Genomic DNA, 20,463 nt, shown 5'->3' with positions numbered 1-20,463 from the left:
GAACAATTGAAAAACATCGGGAGGAGGGCTTGCTGTTCCTCAGGCGCGACTTTTTGTCGAAATCGGCATTGTCACGTATGCGCCGGTTTCCTGTCGCCAATTGATGCGCTATGCAGCGCAGGAGCCAGCAAGATACCCGAATGGGACAAGCCAGTGCGGAGGGGTTGATGAGCGACATCGAACGCGAAAGCATGGAATTCGACGTGGTCATCGTCGGCGCCGGTCCAGCCGGCCTCGCCGCCGCGATCCGCCTCAAGCAGGTCAATCCCGATCTTTCCGTCGTCGTCTTGGAAAAGGGCGGTGAGGTCGGTGCTCACATCCTGTCTGGCGCCGTCGTCGATCCCATTGGCATCGATCGCCTGCTGCCGGGCTGGCGCGAGGAGGAGGGGCACCCCTTCAAGACGCCGGTCACCGCCGACCATTTCCTCGTCCTCGGCCCGGCTGGCTCGTTCCGCCTACCCAATATCCTGATGCCGCCGTTGATGAACAATCACGGCAATTACATCGTCTCGCTCGGCAATGTCAGCCGCTGGCTGGCCGGCAAGGCCGAGGCACTGGGCGTCGAGATTTATCCGGGCTTTGCGGCCACCGGATTGCTCTACAATGAGGAAGGCGCGGTCACCGGCGTCGTCACCGGCGACATGGGCGTCGAGAAGGACGGCACGCACGGCCCTGGCTTCGCGCCCGGCATGGCGCTGATGGGCAAGTATGTGCTGATCGGCGAAGGCGCGCGCGGCTCGCTCGCTAAGCAGCTGATCGCCAAATACAAGCTTTCCGACGGCCGCGAACCCGGCAAGTACGGCATCGGCCTCAAGGAACTCTGGCAGGTCAAGCCGGAGAACCATCGGCCCGGACTGGTGCAGCATTCCTTCGGCTGGCCGCTCGATATGAAGACCGGCGGTGGCTCCTTCCTCTATCATCTCGAAGACAATCAGGTGGCTGTCGGTTTCGTCCTCCACCTCAACTACAAGAACCCCTATCTGTCGCCGTTCGAGGAATTCCAACGGTTCAAGACCCACCCTTCGATATCAGGCACGTTCGAAGGCGCCAAGCGGCTGGGTTATGGCGCACGCGCTATCACCGAAGGCGGCTGGCAGTCGGTGCCGAAACTGTCGTTCCCCGGCGGCGTGCTGATGGGCTGTGCGGCGGGCTTCGTCAACGTGCCGCGCATCAAGGGTTCGCACAATGCGGTGCTGTCGGGAATGCTGGCCGCGGAACATGTCGCCGAGGCGATCGGCGCCGGGCGCGCCAATGATGAACTGGCCTCTTATGAAGCGGCCTGGCGCGCGACCGATATCGGCAAGGACCTGAAGAAGGTCCGCAACGTCAAGCCATTGTGGTCGCGCTTCGGCACCATCATCGGCATCAGCCTCGGCGGGCTCGACATGTGGCTGAACACGCTGTTCGGTGTCTCCCCCTTCGGCACGCTGAAGCATGGCAAGGCCGACTATGCCGCGCTCGAACCTGCCGCCCAGCACAAGAAAATCGCCTACCCGAAGCCCGATGGCGTTCTGACCTTCGACCGCCTGTCCTCGGTGTTCCTGTCCAACACCAATCACGAGGAAAACGAACCGGTCCACCTGCTGGTCGGCGACATGGAGCTGCAGAAGCGTTCAGAGCACGACGTCTTTGCCGGGCCTTCGACACGCTACTGCCCGGCAGGTGTCTACGAATGGGTCGACAAGGACGGAAACAGCGCCGCCGACCCTTCGGCCAAGGACGTGCGCTTCGTCATCAACGCGCAGAATTGCGTCCACTGCAAGACGTGCGACATCAAGGACCCGAACCAGAACATCAACTGGGTGCCGCCGCAGGGCGGCGAGGGACCGGTCTATCAGGGTATGTAAGCTGGATGCCGGGGCGGCCATTCGCACGACAGCGTGAAGTCGCCCAAGACCGTTGAAGCTGGTGGGTACTTGTGGTCTCCTTGTTTCGTTGCAAGGGAAACAGAAATGCGTTTGACGACCGTGACATTATTGGCGGCGGTTGGCGTAGCCTGCTGCTTTTCGTCCACGGCTTCGGCCAGCGTCAAGGTCATCGTCGTGACGCGAACATACGATGTCACCGGCACGTCTGGCGAAGCGCTGGTTGCCTCAATGGACCGCAACGGACCGAGGCACGGCTTCATGGCCCGTGCCATTGCGCAGACCAACTATACCAAGACCTGGAACTTCGACTTCACCAAGACCAAGGGCGCCTGTCGCATCAAGCAAGCCAATGGCACGCTTAACCTGAATTTTGTCTACCCGCGTATTGCTTCCCCCGTCCCGCCGGTGCTCGAGAAGCACTGGAAGCTGTTTCTCGATGGCGTCACGACGCATGAGGAGACGCATGGCCGCATCGCCAGGGAAATGATGGCCGCGACCGACAAATCGTTGACCGGCCTGACAGTTCCCGACGATCCGCAATGCTCCAAGACGCGACGGGAAGCCAACCGCCGCATCGACGCCATCTATGACGAGTACGAAGGCAAGCAGAATGCCTTCGATGCCCGGGAGCATCGTGAAGGCGGCCATGTCGAGTACCTTCTCGATACGCTGGAGACGCCTTAGCAATTCCAGGAAAAGTGTGAAACGGTTTTCGTCCGGAATTGCGTCAAACAGAGAGATGGCGCCGAGTCAAAGTCGCGTTCCGCCGACTGGTGTCAGGGAGACGGTCGCGGTCTCGTGCTCGTCGGTCGGTTTCTGCTCCTGCGGCCTCAAGGAGAATTCCACCATCACTGGAAGGTGGTCGGAGCCTGTGTTCTCCATTGTTGTCGCGGAATGAAGCAGCACGTGTCCTTTGCTGAAAACCTGGTCGATCGGCAGTCCGGCGAAACGCAGGACGTCCGGCAGCTTGATATAAAGCCAGGTCGGCCCGACAGACGGCATCAAGTGCAATCCGCCGATATCGGCGATACGGCGAACGGCGGCGCTCCATGGCACCGCGTTGCAGTCACCCCCCATGATCGCTGTCTCGCCAAGCGAGGCCAGGGGCTCCGACAATTCGCCGATCTGCCAGGACTGCTCGCGCGGCCATGGCCAGCTGAGATGGATGGCGGCGACGTCGACGTCTATCCCGCCGAAGTCGACCGTTGCGATCGCCATGGCGCCGCGGCCAAAGCAGCGCGGCTCGGTGTCAGCCGAGAAGGGCCGTCTTGACACGATGCCAACCCCGAACACGCCATTGGGGAACGGACAGAAGATCCGGTAGGGATAGATGATGAGCGAGAATTTATCCTCCCACATCTCGGAAACCTCTTCGAGCGTTATCACGTCAGGGTTGGTCCGGCCGATCAGCGACAGCACTTTTTCGGGCGTCGGATTGTTGAACCGCAGGTTCATCTGCAGCAGCCGGTAAACAGCCTGGTTGTCGCTCTTGGCCTCGAATCCAGCCTGCACCGGCCACAGGCGAGGCAGCGGCAGTGCGTTCGAGGTGGTCGAAAAGGCAGCCACGGCGAAGAGCAGGGCGGCCGCCGCCTGCACGCGAAATGTCGTGGCAAGCAATGGCAGCGCGCAAAGCGCCATCAGCACGGCCAAGTGAACACGAAAGTGGGAGAATGAATCGAGCGCCGGATGCAGCGCCCCGAAAAACCCGGCCACCAGTGGCACGGAGAGGGCGAACATGGCGACGAATGTCGCGGTAGTCGCCATGTGTCGAATGCGTGCCATCGGCTTGCTTATCGGTAGAATTGCGGCCCAATCAAGATGGCGAAATGTCCGCCTGCCTACTGGAATGCCGTCTCCGAAAAACTTCTGAGTTTGCGTGAATGCAGGCGCTCCATCGGCATTTCCGACAGCTTCTCCATCGCCCTGATGCCGATGGTGAGATGCTGCGCCACCTGCCGCTTGTAGAACTCTGTCGCCATGCCCGGCAATTTGAGCTCACCGTGCAAGGGCTTGTCGGAGACGCAAAGCAGCGTCCCATAGGGCACCCGGAAGCGGAAGCCATTTGCCGCGATCGTCGCCGATTCCATATCGAGCGCGATTGCCCGTGACTGCGAGAGCCGCTGCACAGGTCCGCGCTGGTCGCGCAGTTCCCAGTTGCGGTTGTCGATGGTGGCGACGGTGCCGGTGCGCATGATGCGCTTCAGGTCATAGCCGGAGAGACCGGTGACTTCGGCAACGGCTTCCTGCAGTGCCACCTGGATCTCGGCCAGCGGCGGGATCGGCACCCACACCGGAAGATCGTCGTCGAGAACGTGATCCTCGCGCACATAGGCATGCGCCAGCACGTAGTCGCCCAGGGCCTGGGTATTGCGCAGACCGGCACAGTGGCCGAGCATCACCCAGGCATGTGGCCTGAGCACCGCGATATGGTCCGTGATCGTCTTGGCGTTGGACGGGCCGACGCCGATATTGACCATGGTGATGCCGCCATGATTGGGCTTCTTCAGGTGGTAGGCTGGCATCTGCGGCAGCCGCGGTGGCGCCACGCCTGAACTGGGCGCGCTTTCGCCTGCCTTCGTAATGACATTGCCCGGTTCGACGAACTCGGAATAGCCTCCACCGCCTTCCGCCATCAGCGCGCGCGCCCTGGCCACGAACTCGTCGATATAGAACTGGTAATTGGTGAACAGCACGAAGTTCTGGAAATGCTGCGGCGTCGTCGCCGTATAGTGCGACAGGCGATGCAGAGAATAGTCGATACGCTGTGCGGTGAACGGTGCCAGCGGCCTTGACTCGCCAAAGACCACTTCGAATGTGCCATTGGCGATCTGGTCGTCGGTGCCGTCGAGATCCGGAACGTCGAACAGGTCGCGGATCGGCCGCTTGATGCGTTCGGCTGCCGCGCCGTCGACATGGGTGCCTTCGAGGAAGGCGAAATGCAGCGGAATGGGCGTGGTCGATTCCGAAACGGTGACCTCAACGCCATGATTGCGCATGATCAGGCGAAGCTGCTCGACGAGGTAGCTTTCAAACAGTCCGGGCTGTGTGATGGTGGTCGAGAAATGCCCGGGCGTCGGCATATGGCCATAGGCTTGGCGCGAGTCGACCTGGGTGAACGAATTGGTGGTGACGCCGATCTCCGGATAGAAAGCCCGATACCGTTTGCTGTTGTCGCCTCCCGCTGCCAACTCCGCAAACGAGTCACGCAGGAATTTGGTGTTGCGGTCGTAAAGGACCTGTAATGCAGCGACTGCCTTTTCGGCATCGTTGAAACTTTGCCGGCCGAATGGCTCCGGCATGACGACTGATTCGATAGCTTGGGGATAGATTCGCTTTTCCATGGCTCAATATAGAGACTTGGAGTGACGGTTGGGAGGGGTGCGTTGGCCGAGCGCGGCAAAAGCGCCGCTTTTTCTTTTGGGACAAGAGCTTGAGTGCGTCTGATGAATCGATCTGGAAGCGGCGCGCTTAACCGCGTTGCAGGCTGACCAGAAGCACGAACCCCACGCCCGACTTCCTCATCGCCGGTGCATCAATCGTCGAGCCGGCATCGGCGCGCATCGCGGGTACGGCAAGGACAGGTGCCGCAAGCACCAGCAGGATGAGCGCCGCCCGCGGCAGAAGCCGAAGGGTCTTGAGTGCGTTGGCGGCGGTGAGGTTCATGGCTTGTTGCTTTTCTTTCGAGGTCTTGGCGCTGTGTTTCAGTGGCTCGGATAATCGGGGCAGGCAAAGCCGCACGTCCTGGACCCTGTCTCTTCCCATGAGCGGGTCGGACGGCCGGCTTCGGCGACGAGGATGGCGAAGAACATTCCGAAAAGGCTCATCAGCAGGCAGACGATGGTGAAGCGGCGGGCGAGCATTGGCTGGGTGTCTCCTTCAACACGCTGGAGAATGCTCGATCGCGACTGAACCGGCTCTGATGCCGGCGTTCATCTGCCGTTCAAATTCATTGACAATTTTAGCAATCCGCCAAGGCTGATGCGTCTGGCGTGCTCAGTCGGGCCCCGAGATTCCCGACCAAACGAAAACGGGGCCTCGTGGGCCCCGTTTGTAGTCCGCTAGGATGGAACGATCAGAGTTTGTGCCAGGTCTGGCTCTTGCAGATCAGCCCGCCCAGCACGCAGCCGCTCATCTTCAGCGATGCGCCAGACAGGGTCGCCTTGCCGGAATAGGTCTTGTCGTTTGCCGGGTCGGTGATGTTGCCGGCATATTTGTTATCCCCGGCCGGCTTGAGCGAGCCAATGGTCTTACCGGCATATTTGCCCGTCTTGAGTGTGATGGAGAATGAACCGGAGCCCGAGATGGCCGCGGTATCGCCAGCCTGTGTCTTCCAGTTGCCTTCGATCGGATCGGCCCATGCGGCGCCGGCCATGATCAACGTGGCCGCGAGGGCCAGGCTCATTTTTCGAAACATGTTTGTCCTCCCTGTGGGTTTCGCGGACTGGGTGCTCCCCGCCGGTCTGCCGCTTACGCAAACGTAAGCTAATCCAGCTCCCGGCAAAACAAAAGCGGTGTCGCAGCGGCACCAGCCAGGATTTTCAGGCGCTCGAAATCGACCGAGCCGGCCAGAAAATGAAACGATCGATATCGTGTCTTTGTCTTCCGTGGTTAGCAGAGTGTTGATCGCCGCCCCAGAAATTTTCGTCAAATTTGGCCGAAACCACCGCGATTGCTGACTTTGTATCCTTAACAAATTTCCATGTTTACTTATTGTTTTAGCTTTGTTTTCTTCAAATTAAGCACGCCATTTAACGACGGATTCAAGCCTCCAAGGCATTCTCGAAAGCATCGGAAGAGCAGCCCGGAAGACAAGACGGAAGCCGCTCTCGGGAGCCTGACAGGGCCAGAAACAGGGGATTGAAATGGCACGTTTTGAAATGCTTGAAGCCGGTTTTGGCGCAATGGGTGCAACTGCCCAGGCCGACATTCTTTTCGAACTGGGCATGATGTATGCGACCGGCCGCGACTGCGAGACCGATGTTGTCGCCGCCCACAAATGGTTCAACATCGCCGCGATCAAGGGCTCCGTCCGCGCCGCGGAATTGCGCTCGGAACTGTCGTCGGCAATGTCGAAGGCCGAGATCGCCGCCGCGCTGCGCGAAGCCCGCGAATGGATGACGATGCACTGAGTCCCGCTAATCGCGGATATCTATCGAAGACAGGGAAGCTCCGGGATCAAGGACCGCGCAGACGGCCGGATCCGGCGTAATAGAAGGCCGCGCAAGACGGTCGGAAAAAAGAAGAAGAACGCGGCCGGGCTGAAAGGTCGAGCCGCGCGGTTACAGGGAAGGCGAGCGGGATCAGGCGCGGGGGCGCCTGTGGATTGCTCGAAGGCAAAAAAGAGCCGCGACCGGCCGGAACAAGGCCAGCGCGGCTTTTTGCGTGGATGAAGCACCGCAGGCCCAATTGAGTGCCACCAATGCGCCTAGACAGGCCCGGCGAAGGATGAAATTGTCCCGCCTCTCTGAAAGAAGCGCGGCCGGGGCGGCCGCGCGTGAGTGGAGGAGTTGTTTCAACCATGAAAAAAACGAGTATTTTGGGCGCGGCCATTTTTGGCCTGATGATGAGCGCACCGGTCGCCTTTGCCGACGACATCACCTTTTCGGTGGTCGGACCGATGACCGGTCAGCTCGCTACCATCGGCGACCAGTTCAAGCAGGGGGCACAGGCAGCCGCTGACGCGATCAACGCCGCGGGCGGCGTCAACGGCCGCCAGATCAAGCTCGACATCGAGGACGACCAGTGCGATCCGAAGCAGGCTGTCTCGGTGGCCAACCGTATTGTCGCCAACGGCACGAAGTTCATCGACGGCCATGCCTGCTCGGGCTCGAGCATTCCGGCTTCCGCCGTGTACGCCGAAGCTGGTGCTCTCATGATGAGCCCGGCTTCGTCCAACCCGGTGCTGACCGACGCCGCGGCGAAGGCCGGCTGGCCAACAATCATGCGTCTCTATACGCGCGACGATGCGCAGGGCGCCTTCATCGGCCCGTGGATCGCCAAAAAGTACGCCGGCAAGAACGTTGTCGTCCTGCACGACAAGAGCGCCTATGGACAGGGCGTGGCGGATGCCGTCAAGGCAACCATGAATGCCGGTGGCCTCAAGGAAGTGGACTATGAAGGCATCAATGCTGGCGAGAAGGACTATTCGGCTCTCGTCACCAAGCTGAAGGATCTCAAGGCAGACGTCGTCTATTTCGGCGGCTACCATCCTGAAGCTGGCCTGATCCTGCGTCAGTCGGCGGAACAGAATGTCAAGTTCCAGCTGATCATGCCCGACTCCATCGCTTCGCCGGAGTTCTGGCAGGTTGCCGGCCCGGCCGGCGAGGGCACCATGTTCGTCTTCCCGTCGGATCCGCAGGCAAAGCCGGAAGCCAAGGCAGCCGTCGAGAAGATCAAGGCTGGCGGCTTTGTGCCGGAAGGCTTCACGCTGTTCTCCTATGCCACGATCCAGGCTTTCGCCGAAGGCATCAAGCGCGCAGGCAGCGATGACCCTGCAAAGGTTGCCGAAGCGTTGAAGAACGGCACGCCGATCAGCACGGTTGTCGGCGATGTCACCTTCGACGAGAAGGGCGACCTCAAGAACGCCAGCTACGACATCAACCAGTGGCATGACGGCAAGTACGCGCCGATCGCGCAGTAATCGCTCCGGCGATCAAACAGATAAAGAAATGGCCGGGTTCGTCCCGGCCATTTTCATTTCAGGTCACGCTATTTGTGCCCCAGCGCTATCGGCTGGACGTGATCATCAGGCGGGACTTCCTCGGTGAACCGCACCAGCACGGTGCCGTCGGTGACCTGTGCCCCTTCCGTCGCGATCTCGGCGATTACCCCATCGTAAGGGGCTGCGATGGTGTGTTCCATCTTCATGGCTTCGAGGATGAGCAACGGTTGGCCTTTCGTGACGGATTCGCCGGCCGCCACGCGCACCAGCTTGACAAGGCCAGGCATCGGCGCGCGCAAGCTGCCGGCCGCCGCGGCGGATTCATCGGCTCTGGCCAAGGGGTCAGGCACGGCGAACGTGTAGCCAACGGCGCCTGAAAAGATCGTGACGTGGCCGGGCCAGCGGGCGAGGCGAGGGGCGGCGCGAAGATCATGCGCGTTGGGGCCGGCATAGGGCTCGCCCAACGTCACCGCGAAGCGCCCATCCGCCCGCACCGATACCTTTGCCGTGATATCGTGCTCGCCATAGCGAAGCCGGGTTTGCCGCGCGACAGGGTGAAAATGGGCATAACCTGCAAGTGACGACCAGGGATCGTCCGACGATGGCTGCGCTCCCGCACCCGATGCCGCAAGGACGGCTGCCGCGACCGTTTCGCCGTTCGGCGGCGCGATTTCGGTCAGTGCCTGCTGATGCCGGCCGATCAGTCCGGTATCGACATCGCCTTTCGAAAAATCGGGATCGTCGGCAAGGGCGGCGAGGAATGCGGTGTTGACGGTCGAGCCGGCGACTTCGGTTTGGCGAAGCGCCACCCCGAGCGCTTGCAGTGCCGCGGGCCTGTCCTTGGCGTGCACCACCAGCTTGGCGATCATCGGATCGTAGTAGGGCGAGATCGCGTCGCCGGCTCGCACGCCGGTCTCGATGCGCATTGTCGCGCCATCAGGTGACGTCTGCGGAAATCTCAGATGGTAGAGCGTGCCCGTTGCCGGCAGAAAGCCCTTTGCCGCGTCTTCGGCATAGATGCGTGCCTCGAAGGCGTGGCCGGAAAGCGTTATCTCGGCTTGCGTCTTGGGCAGCCTTTCGCCGGAGGCTACCCTGAGCTGCCATTCGACAAGATCGGTACCGGTGATCATTTCGGTGACGGGATGCTCGACCTGCAGCCTCGTGTTCATTTCCATGAACCAAAACCGATCGGCCTTCAGCCCCAGCGAGGCATCGACGATGAACTCGATCGTGCCGGCACCGGAATAGTTGATCGCCTTGGCGGCCTTCACCGCCGCATCCGTCATCGCCTTGCGTAATTCCGGTGTCATGCCGGGGGCGGGCGCCTCCTCGATCACCTTCTGGTGGCGGCGCTGGGCCGAACAGTCGCGTTCATAAAGATGCACCGCGTTGCCGAAATTGTCGCCGAACACCTGCACCTCGATATGACGCGGCTTGTCGACATATTTCTCGACCAGCACGCGGTCGTCACCGAAGGCGGCCTTCGCCTCGCGCCTCGCGCCGGACAGCGCTTCCGAAAAATCGTCGGGATGCTCGACCTTGCGCATGCCCTTGCCGCCGCCGCCGGCACGCGCCTTGATCAGCACCGGATAGCCGATCTCGCGCGCCTTGGAGGCAAGCAATACGATCTCCTGGGCTTCGCCATGATAGCCGGGCACCACAGGCACGCCTGCCTTCTCCATCAGCCGTTTGGCGGCGTCCTTCAGCCCCATGGCTCTGATCGAGGCCGCCGACGGTCCGATGAAGGTAAGCCCCGCTGCCACCGCCTGATCGACGAAGTCCGGGTTTTCCGACAGGAAGCCATAGCCCGGATGGATAGCCTCGGCGCCAGTTGTCAAAGCCGCGGCGATGATCTTGTCGCCGCGCAGATAGCTTTCGCCGACGGGAGAGGCGCCGATAGGGACGGCCTCATCGGCCATCTCGACATGCAGGGCACGGGCGTCGGCATCGGAATAGACGGCGACTGTGCGCACACCCAGTTTGCGCGCCGTGCGAATGACACGACAGGCGATCTCGCCGCGATTGGCGATCAGAATCTTGCTGAACATGGGGCCTCCGCTGCAAGAGCTTGCTTCGAGCTAAGGAGGCGTTTCTTCGCGCCCCCCTCTGTCCTGCCGGACATTTCCCAGACTTTGGGGGAGATCGACCGTCGCCGTCGATTTCGCCAAGGGCCAGCGATGAAGGAGGAATGGCAATGCTGAAGCTGCCAATCTCCCGCCGCATGGGGGAGACCGGCCACTCCCTTGCCAAGGGAGTGCTCTACCTGAAGCTCGCCTGCACCTATTTCGAGGCGGCGACCTCGCACCGGCCGCCGGTGCTCACCCTGTGGCGGTCGACCCAGGCCTGGCAGGATTTCATTGCAGCCGCTTCGGCTACTTGCTGCGAGGGTGCGTTCAGCTTTGCGCCACAGATGATGTAGAGGGAGATCTGTCGCGAATAAGGCGTGGTTGCATAGGCCGAATGGCCACTGGCCGCGACATAGGCCTTGTAGGCCTTGGTGCACGGTGCCTTCTGCGTGTTGGGCAGAAATGGCGGAAATCGCTTGTTGCCCTCCTGACCTGCCAGCGATGCGGCCACGCTGATGCCCGGCGCTGTGGCCACCAGCAATCCGGCCAGGATCGAGGCCATGGTCCGTTTGATACTTGCAGATGTCATTTCGTCCTCCTGACGTGAAGAAAACCGAGAGCGGCTGCTGTTCGTCTACTTGGAGGCCGCGATCTCGCAGCCGCCGCTTGCGGTCCGAACCTTCCACCTCTTCAGCCCGGCCTGACAGTTGCGCAGCGCCGCCTCTTCGGCCGCCTTCTGGCTCGGCGCGTTGAGCTTCGTGCCGCAGATAATGTAGAGATCGACAACGCGGGAGTAGAAGGTCGTGGCATAGGCCGAATGGCCGCTGGCCGCGACATAACCCCTGTGGGCATTGGTGCATTCGTCCTTGGGGTTCCCGTTCAAATACGGTGCGAAGCGCACGTCCCCCTTGCTGCCGGCCAGCGACCCCGCCGCTGAAGCGCCGGTTGCCGTTACGATCAGCAGCCCTGCCAGCATCGATACGGCCGCACGTTTGATATTCGAGAATTTCATTTTGTCTCCCGCCGAGAGAAAAACCGCACGCCTTCCAGCCTACTTGGAAGCCGAGATGCTGCAGGCGCCAGCGACCGTAACCTTGTATTTGCTTTTGCTGGCCTGACAGGATTTCAGCGCCAAGTCCTCGGCCGCCTTCTGTGACGGTGCGTTCAACTTCGCGCCGCAAATGAAATACTCGATCGCCGGGACGATTGGCGTTGCCGCGAAGGCCGAATGGCCCGAAGCCGCCACGTATGCCGCATAGGCTTTGCCGCAGCCGCCTGTGGTCCCTGTGGGAATGGTTATCGGGTAGCGTACGTCGCCCTTGCTTCCCGCTAGCGATCCTGCTGCCTCGGCGCCTGGTGTCACGAATATTAGCAGTAGTGCAAGTATCGACAGAATCGATTTGCAGCGATACTTCACAATCATCTACACCACATCCCCATTGCCCAAAGCAGTGTGAGCAATAGCGAATATTCTGTGCCGCCGCCAGTTCGGCGGTAAAAAATACCACTGGCCTATGCTGGCGAATCGTTTGGTCCATACAGTTCAGCCTTCCCAAAGCCAAGCAATGGCCTGTCGGTATAGTTCGGCCATCGCTTCGTCGAAGCAGCAGAAAATGACGGTTTCCGGCAGCGCGTGCTGCGCGATGAATGGCGCCATCGACCCCTCCGCCGCCCAGCAGGGAACTGTTGGCCGCATTGACGATGGCGTCGACAACCAGCTTGGTGATGTCGCCGGTTTGAACCCGAATACGATCGGTTGTACCCATCTCACATCCTGAATACGCCGAAGCGCGTGTCCTCGATTTCGGCATTGAGTGCGGCCGAGAGGCTGAGCGCCAGAATCTCACGGGTCTTTGCCGGGTCGATGATGCCGTCGTCCCAGAGCCGGGCGGACGAGTAGAGCGGATGGCCTTCGTGCTCGTATTTCATCAGGATGGGCTTCTTGAATTTGGCCTCTTCCTCCGCGCTCCATTCGCCGCCCTTGCGCTCGATGCCTTCGCGCTTGACCATGGCAAGCACCGTTGCCGCCTGTTCGCCGCCCATCACCGAGATGCGGGCATTCGGCCACATCCACAGGAAGCGCGGTGAATAGGCGCGGCCGCACATGCCGTAGTTGCCGGCCCCGAACGAGCCGCCGATGATCATCGTCACCTTGGGCACCCTGGCGGTCGCGACAGCCATCACCAGCTTGGCGCCGTCCTTGGCGATGCCGCCTGCCTCGTATTTCCTGCCGACCATGAAACCGGTGATGTTCTGCAGGAAGACCAGCGGGATCTTGCGCTGGCAGCACAATTCGATGAAGTGCGCGCCCTTCAGCGCGCTTTCGGAGAACAGCACGCCATTGTTGCCGATGACACCGACCGGCATGCCGTGCAGATGGGCAAAGCCGGTAATCAGCGTCGTGCCATAGTTCTGCTTGAACTCGTCGAATTCGGAGCCGTCGACGATGCGCGCGATCACCTCGCGCACGTCATAAGGCTGGCGCAGATCCGTCGGTACGATGCCATAAAGCTCATCCGCCGGATGAAGCGGTGGAATCGGTTTCTGTAAGTTCGGGCTTACGATCTTGTTCCGATTCAGGTTTTTGACGATGCGCCGGCAAATCGCCAACGCATGTTCGTCGTCCATCGCATAGTGGTCGGCGACGCCGGAAAGCCGCGTGTGAACGTCCGCGCCGCCCAGTTCCTCGGCGGTGACATCTTCGCCGGTGGCGGCCTTCACCAGTGGTGGGCCACCCAGGAAGATGGTCGCCTGGTTGCGCACCATGATCGTCTCGTCGGACATCGCCGGCACATAGGCGCCGCCTGCCGTGCACGATCCCATGACGCAGGCGATCTGCGGGATGCCCGCGGCCGACATGTTGGCCTGATTGTAGAAGATGCGGCCGAAATGCTCGCGGTCGGGGAACACCTGGTCCTGGTTGGGCAGGTTGGCGCCGCCACTGTCGACCAGATAAACGCAAGGCAGATTGTTCTGCAACGCGATCTCCTGCGCCCGCAGATGCTTCTTCACCGTCAGCGGATAATAGGTGCCGCCCTTCACCGTGGCGTCATTGACGACGACCATCACTTCGGTGCCTTCGACCCGGCCGATGCCGGCGATCAAGCCTGCCGAGGAAATCTCCTCGCCATACATCGACCATGCGGCGAACTGTCCGATCTCGAGAAAGGGTGAGTTGACATCCAGCAATTGCGCGAGGCGTTCGCGCGGCAAGAGCTTGCCGCGCGAAACGTGGCGTTCGCGCGTCTCTTCCGAACCGCCGCGCTCGACACTTGCCGCCTTGTCCGCAATGTCGGTGACCAGCGCCCGCATGCGCTCGGCATTGGCGCGAAAGCTGTCGGACGAGGGGGAGATCTGGGTTTGCAGCGTGGCCATGCTACACCCCCTCCGCCATGATCTCGCGACCAATCAGCCAGCGACGGATTTCGCTGGTGCCGGCGCCGATCTCGTAGAGTTTGGCGTCGCGCAACAACCGGCCGGTCGGATAGTCGTTGATGTAGCCATTGCCGCCCAGCAGTTGCAGCGCGTCGAGCGCCATCTGCGTCGCTTTTTCGGCGGCGAACAGCACGCAGCCGGCGGAGTCCTTGCGCGTCGTCTGGCCGCGGTCGCACGCAGAGGCTACCGCATAGACATAGGCACGCGCGGCATTCATCGTCGTGTACATGTCGGCGAGCTTGCCTTGCACCAGCTGGAACTCGCCGATCGGCTGGCCGAACTGCTTGCGCTCATGCACATAGGGGATCGCCACGTCGAGGCACGCCGCCATCAGCCCGATCGGGCCGCCGGCGAGCACGGTGCGCTCATAGTCGAGCCCCGACATAAGCACTTCGACGCCGCGCCCTTCTTCGTGCAGGACGTTGTCGAAGGGCACTTCGACATTCTCGAACACCAGTTCGCCGGTGTTGGAGCCGCGCATGCCGAGCTTGTCGAGTTTCTGGGCGACGGAAAATCCGGCCATGGCCTTTTCGACGATGAAGGCGGTGATGCCGCGCGATTTCCGCTCCGGATCGGTCTTGGCGTAGACCACCAGCGTTTCGGCGTCCGGGCCGTTGGTGATCCACATCTTGGTGCCGTTGAGCACATAGCGATCATTGCGCTTTTCGGCGCGCAGCTTGAGCGAGACAACGTCCGAGCCGGCACCGGATTCCGACATGGCCAACGCGCCGACGCGTTCGCCCGAGCACAGCGGCGGCAGGAATTTCTCCTTCTGCGCCGGTGTCGCCCAGCGGTTGATCTGGTTGACGCAGAGGTTGGAATGGGCGCCGTAGGAGAGGCCGACCGAGGCCGACGCGCGCGAGATTTCCTCAACCGCGATGACATGAGCGAGATAGCCCATGCCCGTCCCGCCGAAATCTGGATCGGCTGTTATGCCGAGCAGCCCGAGCGCGCCAAGCTCACGCCACAGATGCGCGGGGAATTCGTTCGAGCGATCGATCTCGGCGGCGATCGGCGCGATCCTGTCCTGCGCGAAGCGCCGCACGAGGTCGCGCAGCGCCTCTATATCCTCGTCATGCCCGAAGCTGAGCGTGTTCGTGTACATGCCATTCCTCCCCGGTACCGCATGACCCCGAAAATCGACTTCGATTTTCGGAAAGGATCATGCGCGAAATTAAAGTGCTACAGCGTCCTTTGTGCGTCCGAATGGACGCGCGGCGCTGTAGGTGTCGATCCGCGCGCCTACCAGGCGCATTGTCATCGAAAGATATGTCGCCGTTACTTCAGTGATCGACAGCCGCTCGCCCGGCCGGAACCAGACGATGACCCCGGTCATCATCTGGATCAGCGCCATGGCGGTGAGGCCGGTGTCCTCGACGGTGAAGACGCCTGCATCGACACCGTCGCGCAGGATGGCGCGCAGCTCCTTTTCGTAAGTCGCGCGCTGCTTGAGGATCTGCGTCAGCCTTTCGGGCGACAGGCTGCGCAGCTCCATGTTCGAGACATGCGTGGCGTGGCGGCGCTCAATATGGAAAGCGATGTGATTGCGAACGTAAGCTGAGAGGCGCGAAGCAGGATCGGCGGAGGCAGGGCGTGCAGCGTCCCATGCGGCGGTCAGCCCCTCCATATGCTCGCGCATCAGCGTGAACAGAAGATCCTCCTTGGTCGGAAAATAGCGGTAGAGCGCCGCCGCCTGCACGCCGACCTCGGCGGCAAGCTGGCGCATCGACATCGCTTCGTAGCCGAGGCGCGCGATCAGGTTGATCGCCGCCTCGCGGATCGCCGCTTCGGTCTTTTCGCCATCGGATCCGGTGGTGCGTGCCATGGTCGTCCCCTTGCGGAACGATATTAAAACGAACGTTCAATTAATTCAAGGGTGCCTGGACGAAATCCGTCGTCATGCAACGATCCTGAATCCAACAAGAGCGTTTCCTGGTGGTGCGAGCTCCTCGACGTCGACCCTGGAAACCGAAGCGCCGGGCGGCCCCTTCCAGAGGCGCTCGATCATCGTCGAGACCGCTTCATCGAGGCCTGCAATCCGAGCCGTGACCGCCCCGTCCGATTCATTGCGAACCCAGCCCGCAAGACCAAGGCCTGTGGCCTCGCCACGAGCCCAGAGCCTGAAACCGACGCCTTGCACATCGCCTTGGACGCGCACTCGGATTTCCCTTTGATGACCAGCCATGGGTCTCTCCCAGCCTAGCCTTCTGGAATCTGGGTCGTGGCTCGGGGAATGCAACCTGGGAATTGTACGCATGACGCAACAGACGGTTTCTTTCTCTGATTCTGAAATTTAGTTGACCCAGTCCAGTAATTTTTAGAATATAGGCCGCTTTCTCGGGAGTTGGACGCGGATGTTGGATGAACGCAACGCATTGGTGGCTGATATCAGGCACTTCAATCGCTTCTACACGCGCACTGTCGGGCTTCTCGACGAGACGCTGACACAAAGCGCATTCACCTTGACCGAGGCGCGGGTGCTTTTCGAGCTTGGCCATCGCAATCGTCCCGCGACTCCTGAAGCCGCGGGGGAGCAGGGTTTTCTTGTCGAGGCTTTCCATCTCGAGATGGGTCCGACTGCGTCCGATATCGCCAGGCAGCTGCGCGTCGATGCGGCCTATCTGACGCGAATTCTGCGCAAATTCGGTGGCGAGGGCCTGACCGAGACTCGAACCGATCCGGCCGACAAGCGCCGGCGGATTCTGTCGCTGACGGCAAGAGGCGAGGCTGCTCTTTCAGGGCTTCAGGCAGCGGCGGATCGCGATACGGCGCGGCTGATCGAGGAACTGCCTGATCACAGGCTGCACGAGCTGGGCGGCGCGTTGCGCAAGGCGGCGGAATTGCTGGGTGATCCAGCGCGGGAAAGCCCTGGTGGAACGCCAAAAGTGACCTTGCGGCCGCACCGTATCGGCGATGTCGGCTGGGTCGTACAGCGGCAGGCCCGGCTCTATGCCGAGGAATATGGCTGGAGCATCGATTTCGAGGCCTTGCTCGCCGAAATCGGCGCCGATTTCATCCGCGACTTTTTGCCCGGCCGCGATTTCTGCTGGATCGCCGAACGCGGCGACCAGCCCGTCGGCGCCGTGTTCCTGGTTCATCTCGATGACAAGGTCGCGAAATTGCGCATGCTGCATGTCGAGGCGGCGGCACGCGGCATGGGAATCGGCAAACGGCTGGTCGAACAATGCGTCAACCAGGCCCGGACCTCCGGCTACAGTCGGCTTATGCTGTGGACGAACGACATTCTCGTCGCGGCGCGCGCGATCTATGATCGCGCCGGCTTCAAGCTGGTCAGCGAGGAACGCCACCACAGTTTCGGCAAGGATCTGGTTGGCCAGACCTGGGAACTGGATCTCTGACGAGAGAGCCTCGTTCCCAGGCCTGATTCTAGTTGCCTCGCGCCGCGGCGAGCGCGCCGGGCAATTCCTCGGCAAAGATGTCGAGTTCATGATCAAGGCCGACACTGACGCGGATGCAGTGGTCGAGCCCCGGCGCCGTCGGCTTGCGGATGAACACGTCGCGCGACAACAGCGCCTGCAACACTTTCAGTGCGAAGGCGCCGTCGTGGCCGCAGTCGATGGTGACGAAATTGGTCGCCGACGGCAGCGGCTTCAGCCCGTTCGCCTCGGCTATCTCAGCAATGCGCCGGCGACCCGCATCAACCCGGCCGACCACGCTCTCCAGCCAGGCCTGGTCGGCAAGCGCCTCGACGCCGGCGATCTGCGCCATGCGGCTGACACCATAATGGTTGCGGATCTTCTCGAAATCGCTGATCACCTCGACCTCGGCCACCGCATAGCCGCAGCGTATGCCGGCAAGTCCGTAAGCCTTGGAAAAGGTGCGCATGCGCACGATATTCGGCCGCGACACGTCGATCGGCGGCAGCGCTGATGCCGGTCCCAACTCGCCATAGGCCTCGTCCAGCACCAGCATGGTGGTCTCCGGCAAGGCTTCGATGAAGCGGGTGATCTCGGCCGCTTCCCACCAACTCCCCATTGGGTTATCCGGGTTGGACAGATAGACCAGCGGCGCCTTCTCCTTGACGACCGCGTCGAGCAGGCCGCCCAGATCCTCATGATCGTTCTTGTAGGGAACCGTGACCAGGCGGCCACCAACGCCCGCGACATGGAAGTTGAAGGTTGGATAGGCGCCGAGCGAGGTCACCACCGCGTCGCCGGGCGCTACATACATGCGCGCCACCAGGCTGAGCAGTCCGTCAATGCCTTCGCCGACCACCACGTTCTCGGCTTTCACGCCAAGATGCGCGGCAACGGCGACCTTCAAATCGTGGTTGTCCGGGTCGCAATACATCCACATATCCCCGGCGATCCCAGCCATGCGGGCGATGACCTTCGGCGAGGGACCGAAACTGCTCTCATTGGCGCCGATGCGGGCGCGGAACGGTCGGCCGCGATCACGCTCCTGCGCCTCCGGGCCGACGAATGGCACTGTAGAGGGAAGCGCGCCGACAAGCGGCGTGAGGGGAGGGCGCTGGCGCATGGCAAAAGCTCGTCAAAAAAGGGCCTTCTTGCTAGCCTGCCCGGCCGGCGGGTGCAAGCAAGTCCAGATCGTCGCGCTGGATTCGGTTGGTGTTTTTTGCTAGCCAGAACCCATGAACAATCGACTGCCGCCCGCCTGGTCCAAGCATTTGAAAGCTCCCGGACCAAAGGCGTCGCCCTTGCCGAAGGCGAAACCCATACCGGTGCCGCCAGTGCGGAGCGACGACATGCTCCTGCGGATGGCGCTCGAACTGCAGCAAGCGAAGAAGTTGTCGGAGGCCCAGGAACTGTGCCTTCGTGTGCTGGCCCGAACGCCTAATCATCCGCTCGCCCTGTATATCCTCGGCACGTTGACCCTTAACCACGACGACGAAATGTCTTTGCGATATTTCGCGCGCGCCGTCGGCGAGGAGCCTCGCAACCCCTATTTCCACCTTAGCCTGGGGGAAGCCTATCTGAAGGTCAGCGAGTATTCGCCTGCAATCAGGCATATGCAGCATGCCCTCGAATTGAAGCCAGACCTGGTTGAAGCCCTTTGTGCGTTGGGGCTTGCTTATATCGGGTTCGGCAAGCCTGAATTGGCTTTGCGGCCATACGAGAAAGCGCTTGAGATCAACCGCGATCATCCTCGGGTTAGGGCGGGTCTGGCCAACGCGCTCACCAGCCTCGGTCGCATGGAGGAAGCTACGGTCTACTTGAAAGAGGCGGTCGAACGTCGCATCGCAATGCCGGCCGCTTACAACGATCTCGTCCAGACGCGCAAATTTACCGAAGAGCCGGCCGAACTTGCATCCATTCTGATTGAACTCCGCAATCCAAAGCTTGATCCGGACGGTGCCCAGCAACTCCATCATGCCGCCGGCAAGGTCTTAAACGACCTCCAGCGTTATGAAGATGCGATGTATCATTTCAAGAAGGCGAAACAGGCAGCAGGCTACAAGTTCGATCTGGAATTCTACCGCCGTTGGGTCGATTCCATGATCGACATCTTCAGTCCGGAAATGTTGGCTGCCAGAGCTGGCTATGGAAGTCCGTCTGAAGTGCCGGTGTTTGTATTGGGCATGCCCCGCTCGGGAACGACGCTGACCGAGCAGATCTGCGCGAGCCACCCGGATGTTCATGGCGCAGGCGAACTCAGCAAGCTGAGCCGAACCGCAAATGCACTCGGGTTCCTGAACCGTCCGGCGGAAGACTTGCGGCAATCAATCATGTCAATCACTCCCGACTTGTCCAGGACGCTGGCCGAAGCGCACATGTCCTACCTAAGTGAGAGGGCGCCAGGCGCGCTCCGCGTCATCGACAAGAGGCCTCACAATTTCGAACTGATCGGTCTGATCGGCCTTCTCTTTCCCAATGCGCGCATCATTCATTGCCGGCGCGATGCTATCGACAATTGCGTCTCCTGCTTTGCACTGAATTTCACCGAATCACATGGCTACAACAGCGACCTGTCGACACTCGGACTTTACTATCGCGAATATGATCGCCTGATGCGTCACTGGGACAGGGTTTTCCCGGGCCGTATTTTTGAAAGCAGCTACGAGACGCTGGCTGGCGATCAGGAGGCACAATCGCGTCGCCTAGTCGATTATCTTGGACTGCCTTGGGACAACGCCTGCCTGCGCTTTTTCGACAAGGATGGTTCGGTCAACACGTTCAGCCGCTGGCAGGTTAGGCAACCGATCTACACGTCGTCCGTCAAGCGCTGGAAAAATTATGAAAGCGAGATTCAGCCGCTGATCCAGTCGCTGGGCGACCTTGCCGAAACCAAGAACGAGTCCCGATTAGAGCATCCGCTGACAAGATGACGCCCCTTCCAGATCGCCGGTTCAACGCCCGGCGACTAGCTCCGGCATCCCGAATTGTCAGCCACTATCCCAAAAGCGAACGCGAGGTGGATTGCACTGGTCTGACGCCACGCATCGCTCTGGATT

At 61.2% G+C, this 20,463-nt stretch carries 20 protein-coding genes and 1 pseudogene; 6 read left to right on the top strand and 15 right to left on the bottom strand.

What is annotated here, in order from left to right; all coding sequences use genetic code 11:
* Nucleotides 1-167 precede the first annotated feature (167 nt).
* Together LGH82_RS09995 and LGH82_RS09990 are read left to right on the top strand one after the other, a co-directional pair.
* On the top strand, nt 168-1,847 hold the full coding sequence (locus tag LGH82_RS09995; protein WP_227348338.1) for an electron transfer flavoprotein-ubiquinone oxidoreductase: 1,680 nt from the start codon (nt 168-170) through the stop codon (nt 1,845-1,847).
* 105 nt (nt 1,848-1,952) lie between these two features.
* Nucleotides 1,953-2,552, top strand: a complete 600-nt coding sequence (locus LGH82_RS09990; protein ID WP_227348337.1) for a DUF922 domain-containing protein — start codon at nt 1,953-1,955, stop codon at nt 2,550-2,552.
* Nucleotides 2,553-2,618: 66 nt separating this feature from the next.
* Here the strand turns inward: LGH82_RS09990 and LGH82_RS09985 are convergent, their stop codons facing one another.
* The 5 genes from LGH82_RS09985 to LGH82_RS09965 form a co-directional block, all read right to left on the bottom strand.
* A complete protein-coding gene (locus LGH82_RS09985; RefSeq protein WP_227348336.1) occupies nt 2,619-3,632 on the bottom strand; it encodes an endonuclease/exonuclease/phosphatase family protein in 1,014 nt (337 codons plus the stop codon).
* A 74-nt stretch (nt 3,633-3,706) separates the two neighbouring features.
* The gene (locus LGH82_RS09980; RefSeq protein WP_227348335.1) at nt 3,707-5,167 is read right to left on the bottom strand and encodes an AMP nucleosidase; all 1,461 of its coding nucleotides are present in this window, start codon (nt 5,165-5,167) and stop codon (nt 3,707-3,709) included.
* Nucleotides 5,168-5,336: 169 nt separating this feature from the next.
* Nucleotides 5,337-5,531, bottom strand: coding sequence for a hypothetical protein (locus LGH82_RS09975; protein WP_227348334.1), 195 nt, complete (start codon nt 5,529-5,531; stop codon nt 5,337-5,339).
* Nucleotides 5,532-5,569: 38 nt separating this feature from the next.
* Complete coding sequence (locus tag LGH82_RS09970; protein WP_227348333.1) at nt 5,570-5,728, bottom strand: hypothetical protein; 159 nt, start codon at nt 5,726-5,728, stop codon at nt 5,570-5,572.
* A 212-nt stretch (nt 5,729-5,940) separates the two neighbouring features.
* The gene (locus LGH82_RS09965) at nt 5,941-6,282 is read right to left on the bottom strand and encodes a DUF2147 domain-containing protein (protein WP_227348332.1); all 342 of its coding nucleotides are present in this window, start codon (nt 6,280-6,282) and stop codon (nt 5,941-5,943) included.
* Between the two features lie 448 nt (nt 6,283-6,730).
* Between LGH82_RS09965 and LGH82_RS09960 the strand changes: the two genes are divergently transcribed.
* The gene (locus tag LGH82_RS09960; protein WP_227348331.1) at nt 6,731-6,997 is read left to right on the top strand and encodes an SEL1-like repeat protein; all 267 of its coding nucleotides are present in this window, start codon (nt 6,731-6,733) and stop codon (nt 6,995-6,997) included.
* A gap of 389 nt (nt 6,998-7,386) precedes the next feature.
* Nucleotides 7,387-8,508, top strand: a complete 1,122-nt coding sequence (locus LGH82_RS09955; protein ID WP_227348330.1) for an ABC transporter substrate-binding protein — start codon at nt 7,387-7,389, stop codon at nt 8,506-8,508.
* 68 nt (nt 8,509-8,576) lie between these two features.
* Here LGH82_RS09955 and LGH82_RS09950 read toward each other — a convergent pair whose 3' ends face one another.
* The 9 genes and pseudogenes from LGH82_RS09950 to LGH82_RS09910 all read right to left on the bottom strand — a co-directional run bounded on the left by LGH82_RS09950 (nt 8,577) and on the right by LGH82_RS09910 (nt 16,215).
* Nucleotides 8,577-10,577, bottom strand: a complete 2,001-nt coding sequence (locus LGH82_RS09950) for an acetyl/propionyl/methylcrotonyl-CoA carboxylase subunit alpha (protein ID WP_227348329.1) — start codon at nt 10,575-10,577, stop codon at nt 8,577-8,579.
* 232 nt (nt 10,578-10,809) lie between these two features.
* Entirely contained in the window at nt 10,810-11,184 is a 375-nt protein-coding gene (locus tag LGH82_RS33625) for a hypothetical protein (protein ID WP_227348328.1), read from the bottom strand.
* A 45-nt stretch (nt 11,185-11,229) separates the two neighbouring features.
* Entirely contained in the window at nt 11,230-11,607 is a 378-nt protein-coding gene (locus LGH82_RS33620; protein ID WP_227348327.1) for a hypothetical protein, read from the bottom strand.
* Nucleotides 11,608-11,646: 39 nt separating this feature from the next.
* Nucleotides 11,647-12,018 carry a hypothetical protein gene (locus LGH82_RS33615; RefSeq protein ID WP_227348326.1) on the bottom strand — a complete coding sequence of 124 codons (372 nt, stop codon included), beginning with the start codon at nt 12,016-12,018 and terminating at the stop codon, nt 11,647-11,649.
* 145 nt (nt 12,019-12,163) lie between these two features.
* Nucleotides 12,164-12,361, bottom strand: a pseudogene (locus LGH82_RS33610) (macro domain-containing protein); the annotation flags it as partial.
* A gap of 1 nt (nt 12,362) precedes the next feature.
* Nucleotides 12,363-13,970, bottom strand: a complete 1,608-nt coding sequence (locus LGH82_RS09925) for a carboxyl transferase domain-containing protein (protein ID WP_227348325.1) — start codon at nt 13,968-13,970, stop codon at nt 12,363-12,365.
* A gap of 1 nt (nt 13,971) precedes the next feature.
* Nucleotides 13,972-15,135: an isovaleryl-CoA dehydrogenase gene (locus LGH82_RS09920; protein ID WP_227348324.1), complete on the bottom strand. Its 1,164-nt coding sequence runs from the start codon at nt 15,133-15,135 to the stop codon at nt 13,972-13,974.
* Between the two features lie 69 nt (nt 15,136-15,204).
* Nucleotides 15,205-15,855, bottom strand: coding sequence for a TetR/AcrR family transcriptional regulator (locus LGH82_RS09915; RefSeq protein WP_227348323.1), 651 nt, complete (start codon nt 15,853-15,855; stop codon nt 15,205-15,207).
* A gap of 72 nt (nt 15,856-15,927) precedes the next feature.
* A complete protein-coding gene (locus LGH82_RS09910; RefSeq protein ID WP_227348322.1) occupies nt 15,928-16,215 on the bottom strand; it encodes an acylphosphatase in 288 nt (95 codons plus the stop codon).
* A gap of 169 nt (nt 16,216-16,384) precedes the next feature.
* Here LGH82_RS09910 and LGH82_RS09905 point away from each other — a divergent pair, with 169 nt between their 5' ends.
* Nucleotides 16,385-17,389 (top strand): bifunctional helix-turn-helix transcriptional regulator/GNAT family N-acetyltransferase, encoded by a 1,005-nt coding sequence (locus tag LGH82_RS09905; protein ID WP_227348321.1) that lies wholly within the window; start codon nt 16,385-16,387, stop codon nt 17,387-17,389.
* Nucleotides 17,390-17,417: 28 nt separating this feature from the next.
* On the opposite strand, the gene LGH82_RS09900 is transcribed toward LGH82_RS09905, so the two are convergent.
* Nucleotides 17,418-18,530, bottom strand: coding sequence for a pyridoxal phosphate-dependent aminotransferase (locus tag LGH82_RS09900; protein WP_227348320.1), 1,113 nt, complete (start codon nt 18,528-18,530; stop codon nt 17,418-17,420).
* Between the two features lie 112 nt (nt 18,531-18,642).
* Here LGH82_RS09900 and LGH82_RS09895 point away from each other — a divergent pair, with 112 nt between their 5' ends.
* Nucleotides 18,643-20,337: a tetratricopeptide repeat-containing sulfotransferase family protein gene (locus LGH82_RS09895; protein WP_227348319.1), complete on the top strand. Its 1,695-nt coding sequence runs from the start codon at nt 18,643-18,645 to the stop codon at nt 20,335-20,337.
* Nucleotides 20,338-20,463 lie beyond the last annotated feature (126 nt).

The organism is Mesorhizobium sp. PAMC28654 (genome assembly GCF_020616515.1).
Classification (GTDB): domain Bacteria; phylum Pseudomonadota; class Alphaproteobacteria; order Rhizobiales; family Rhizobiaceae; genus Mesorhizobium.
Note: the sequence above shows the minus strand (reverse complement) of the source record. Positions and strands in the feature narration are given on the sequence as shown.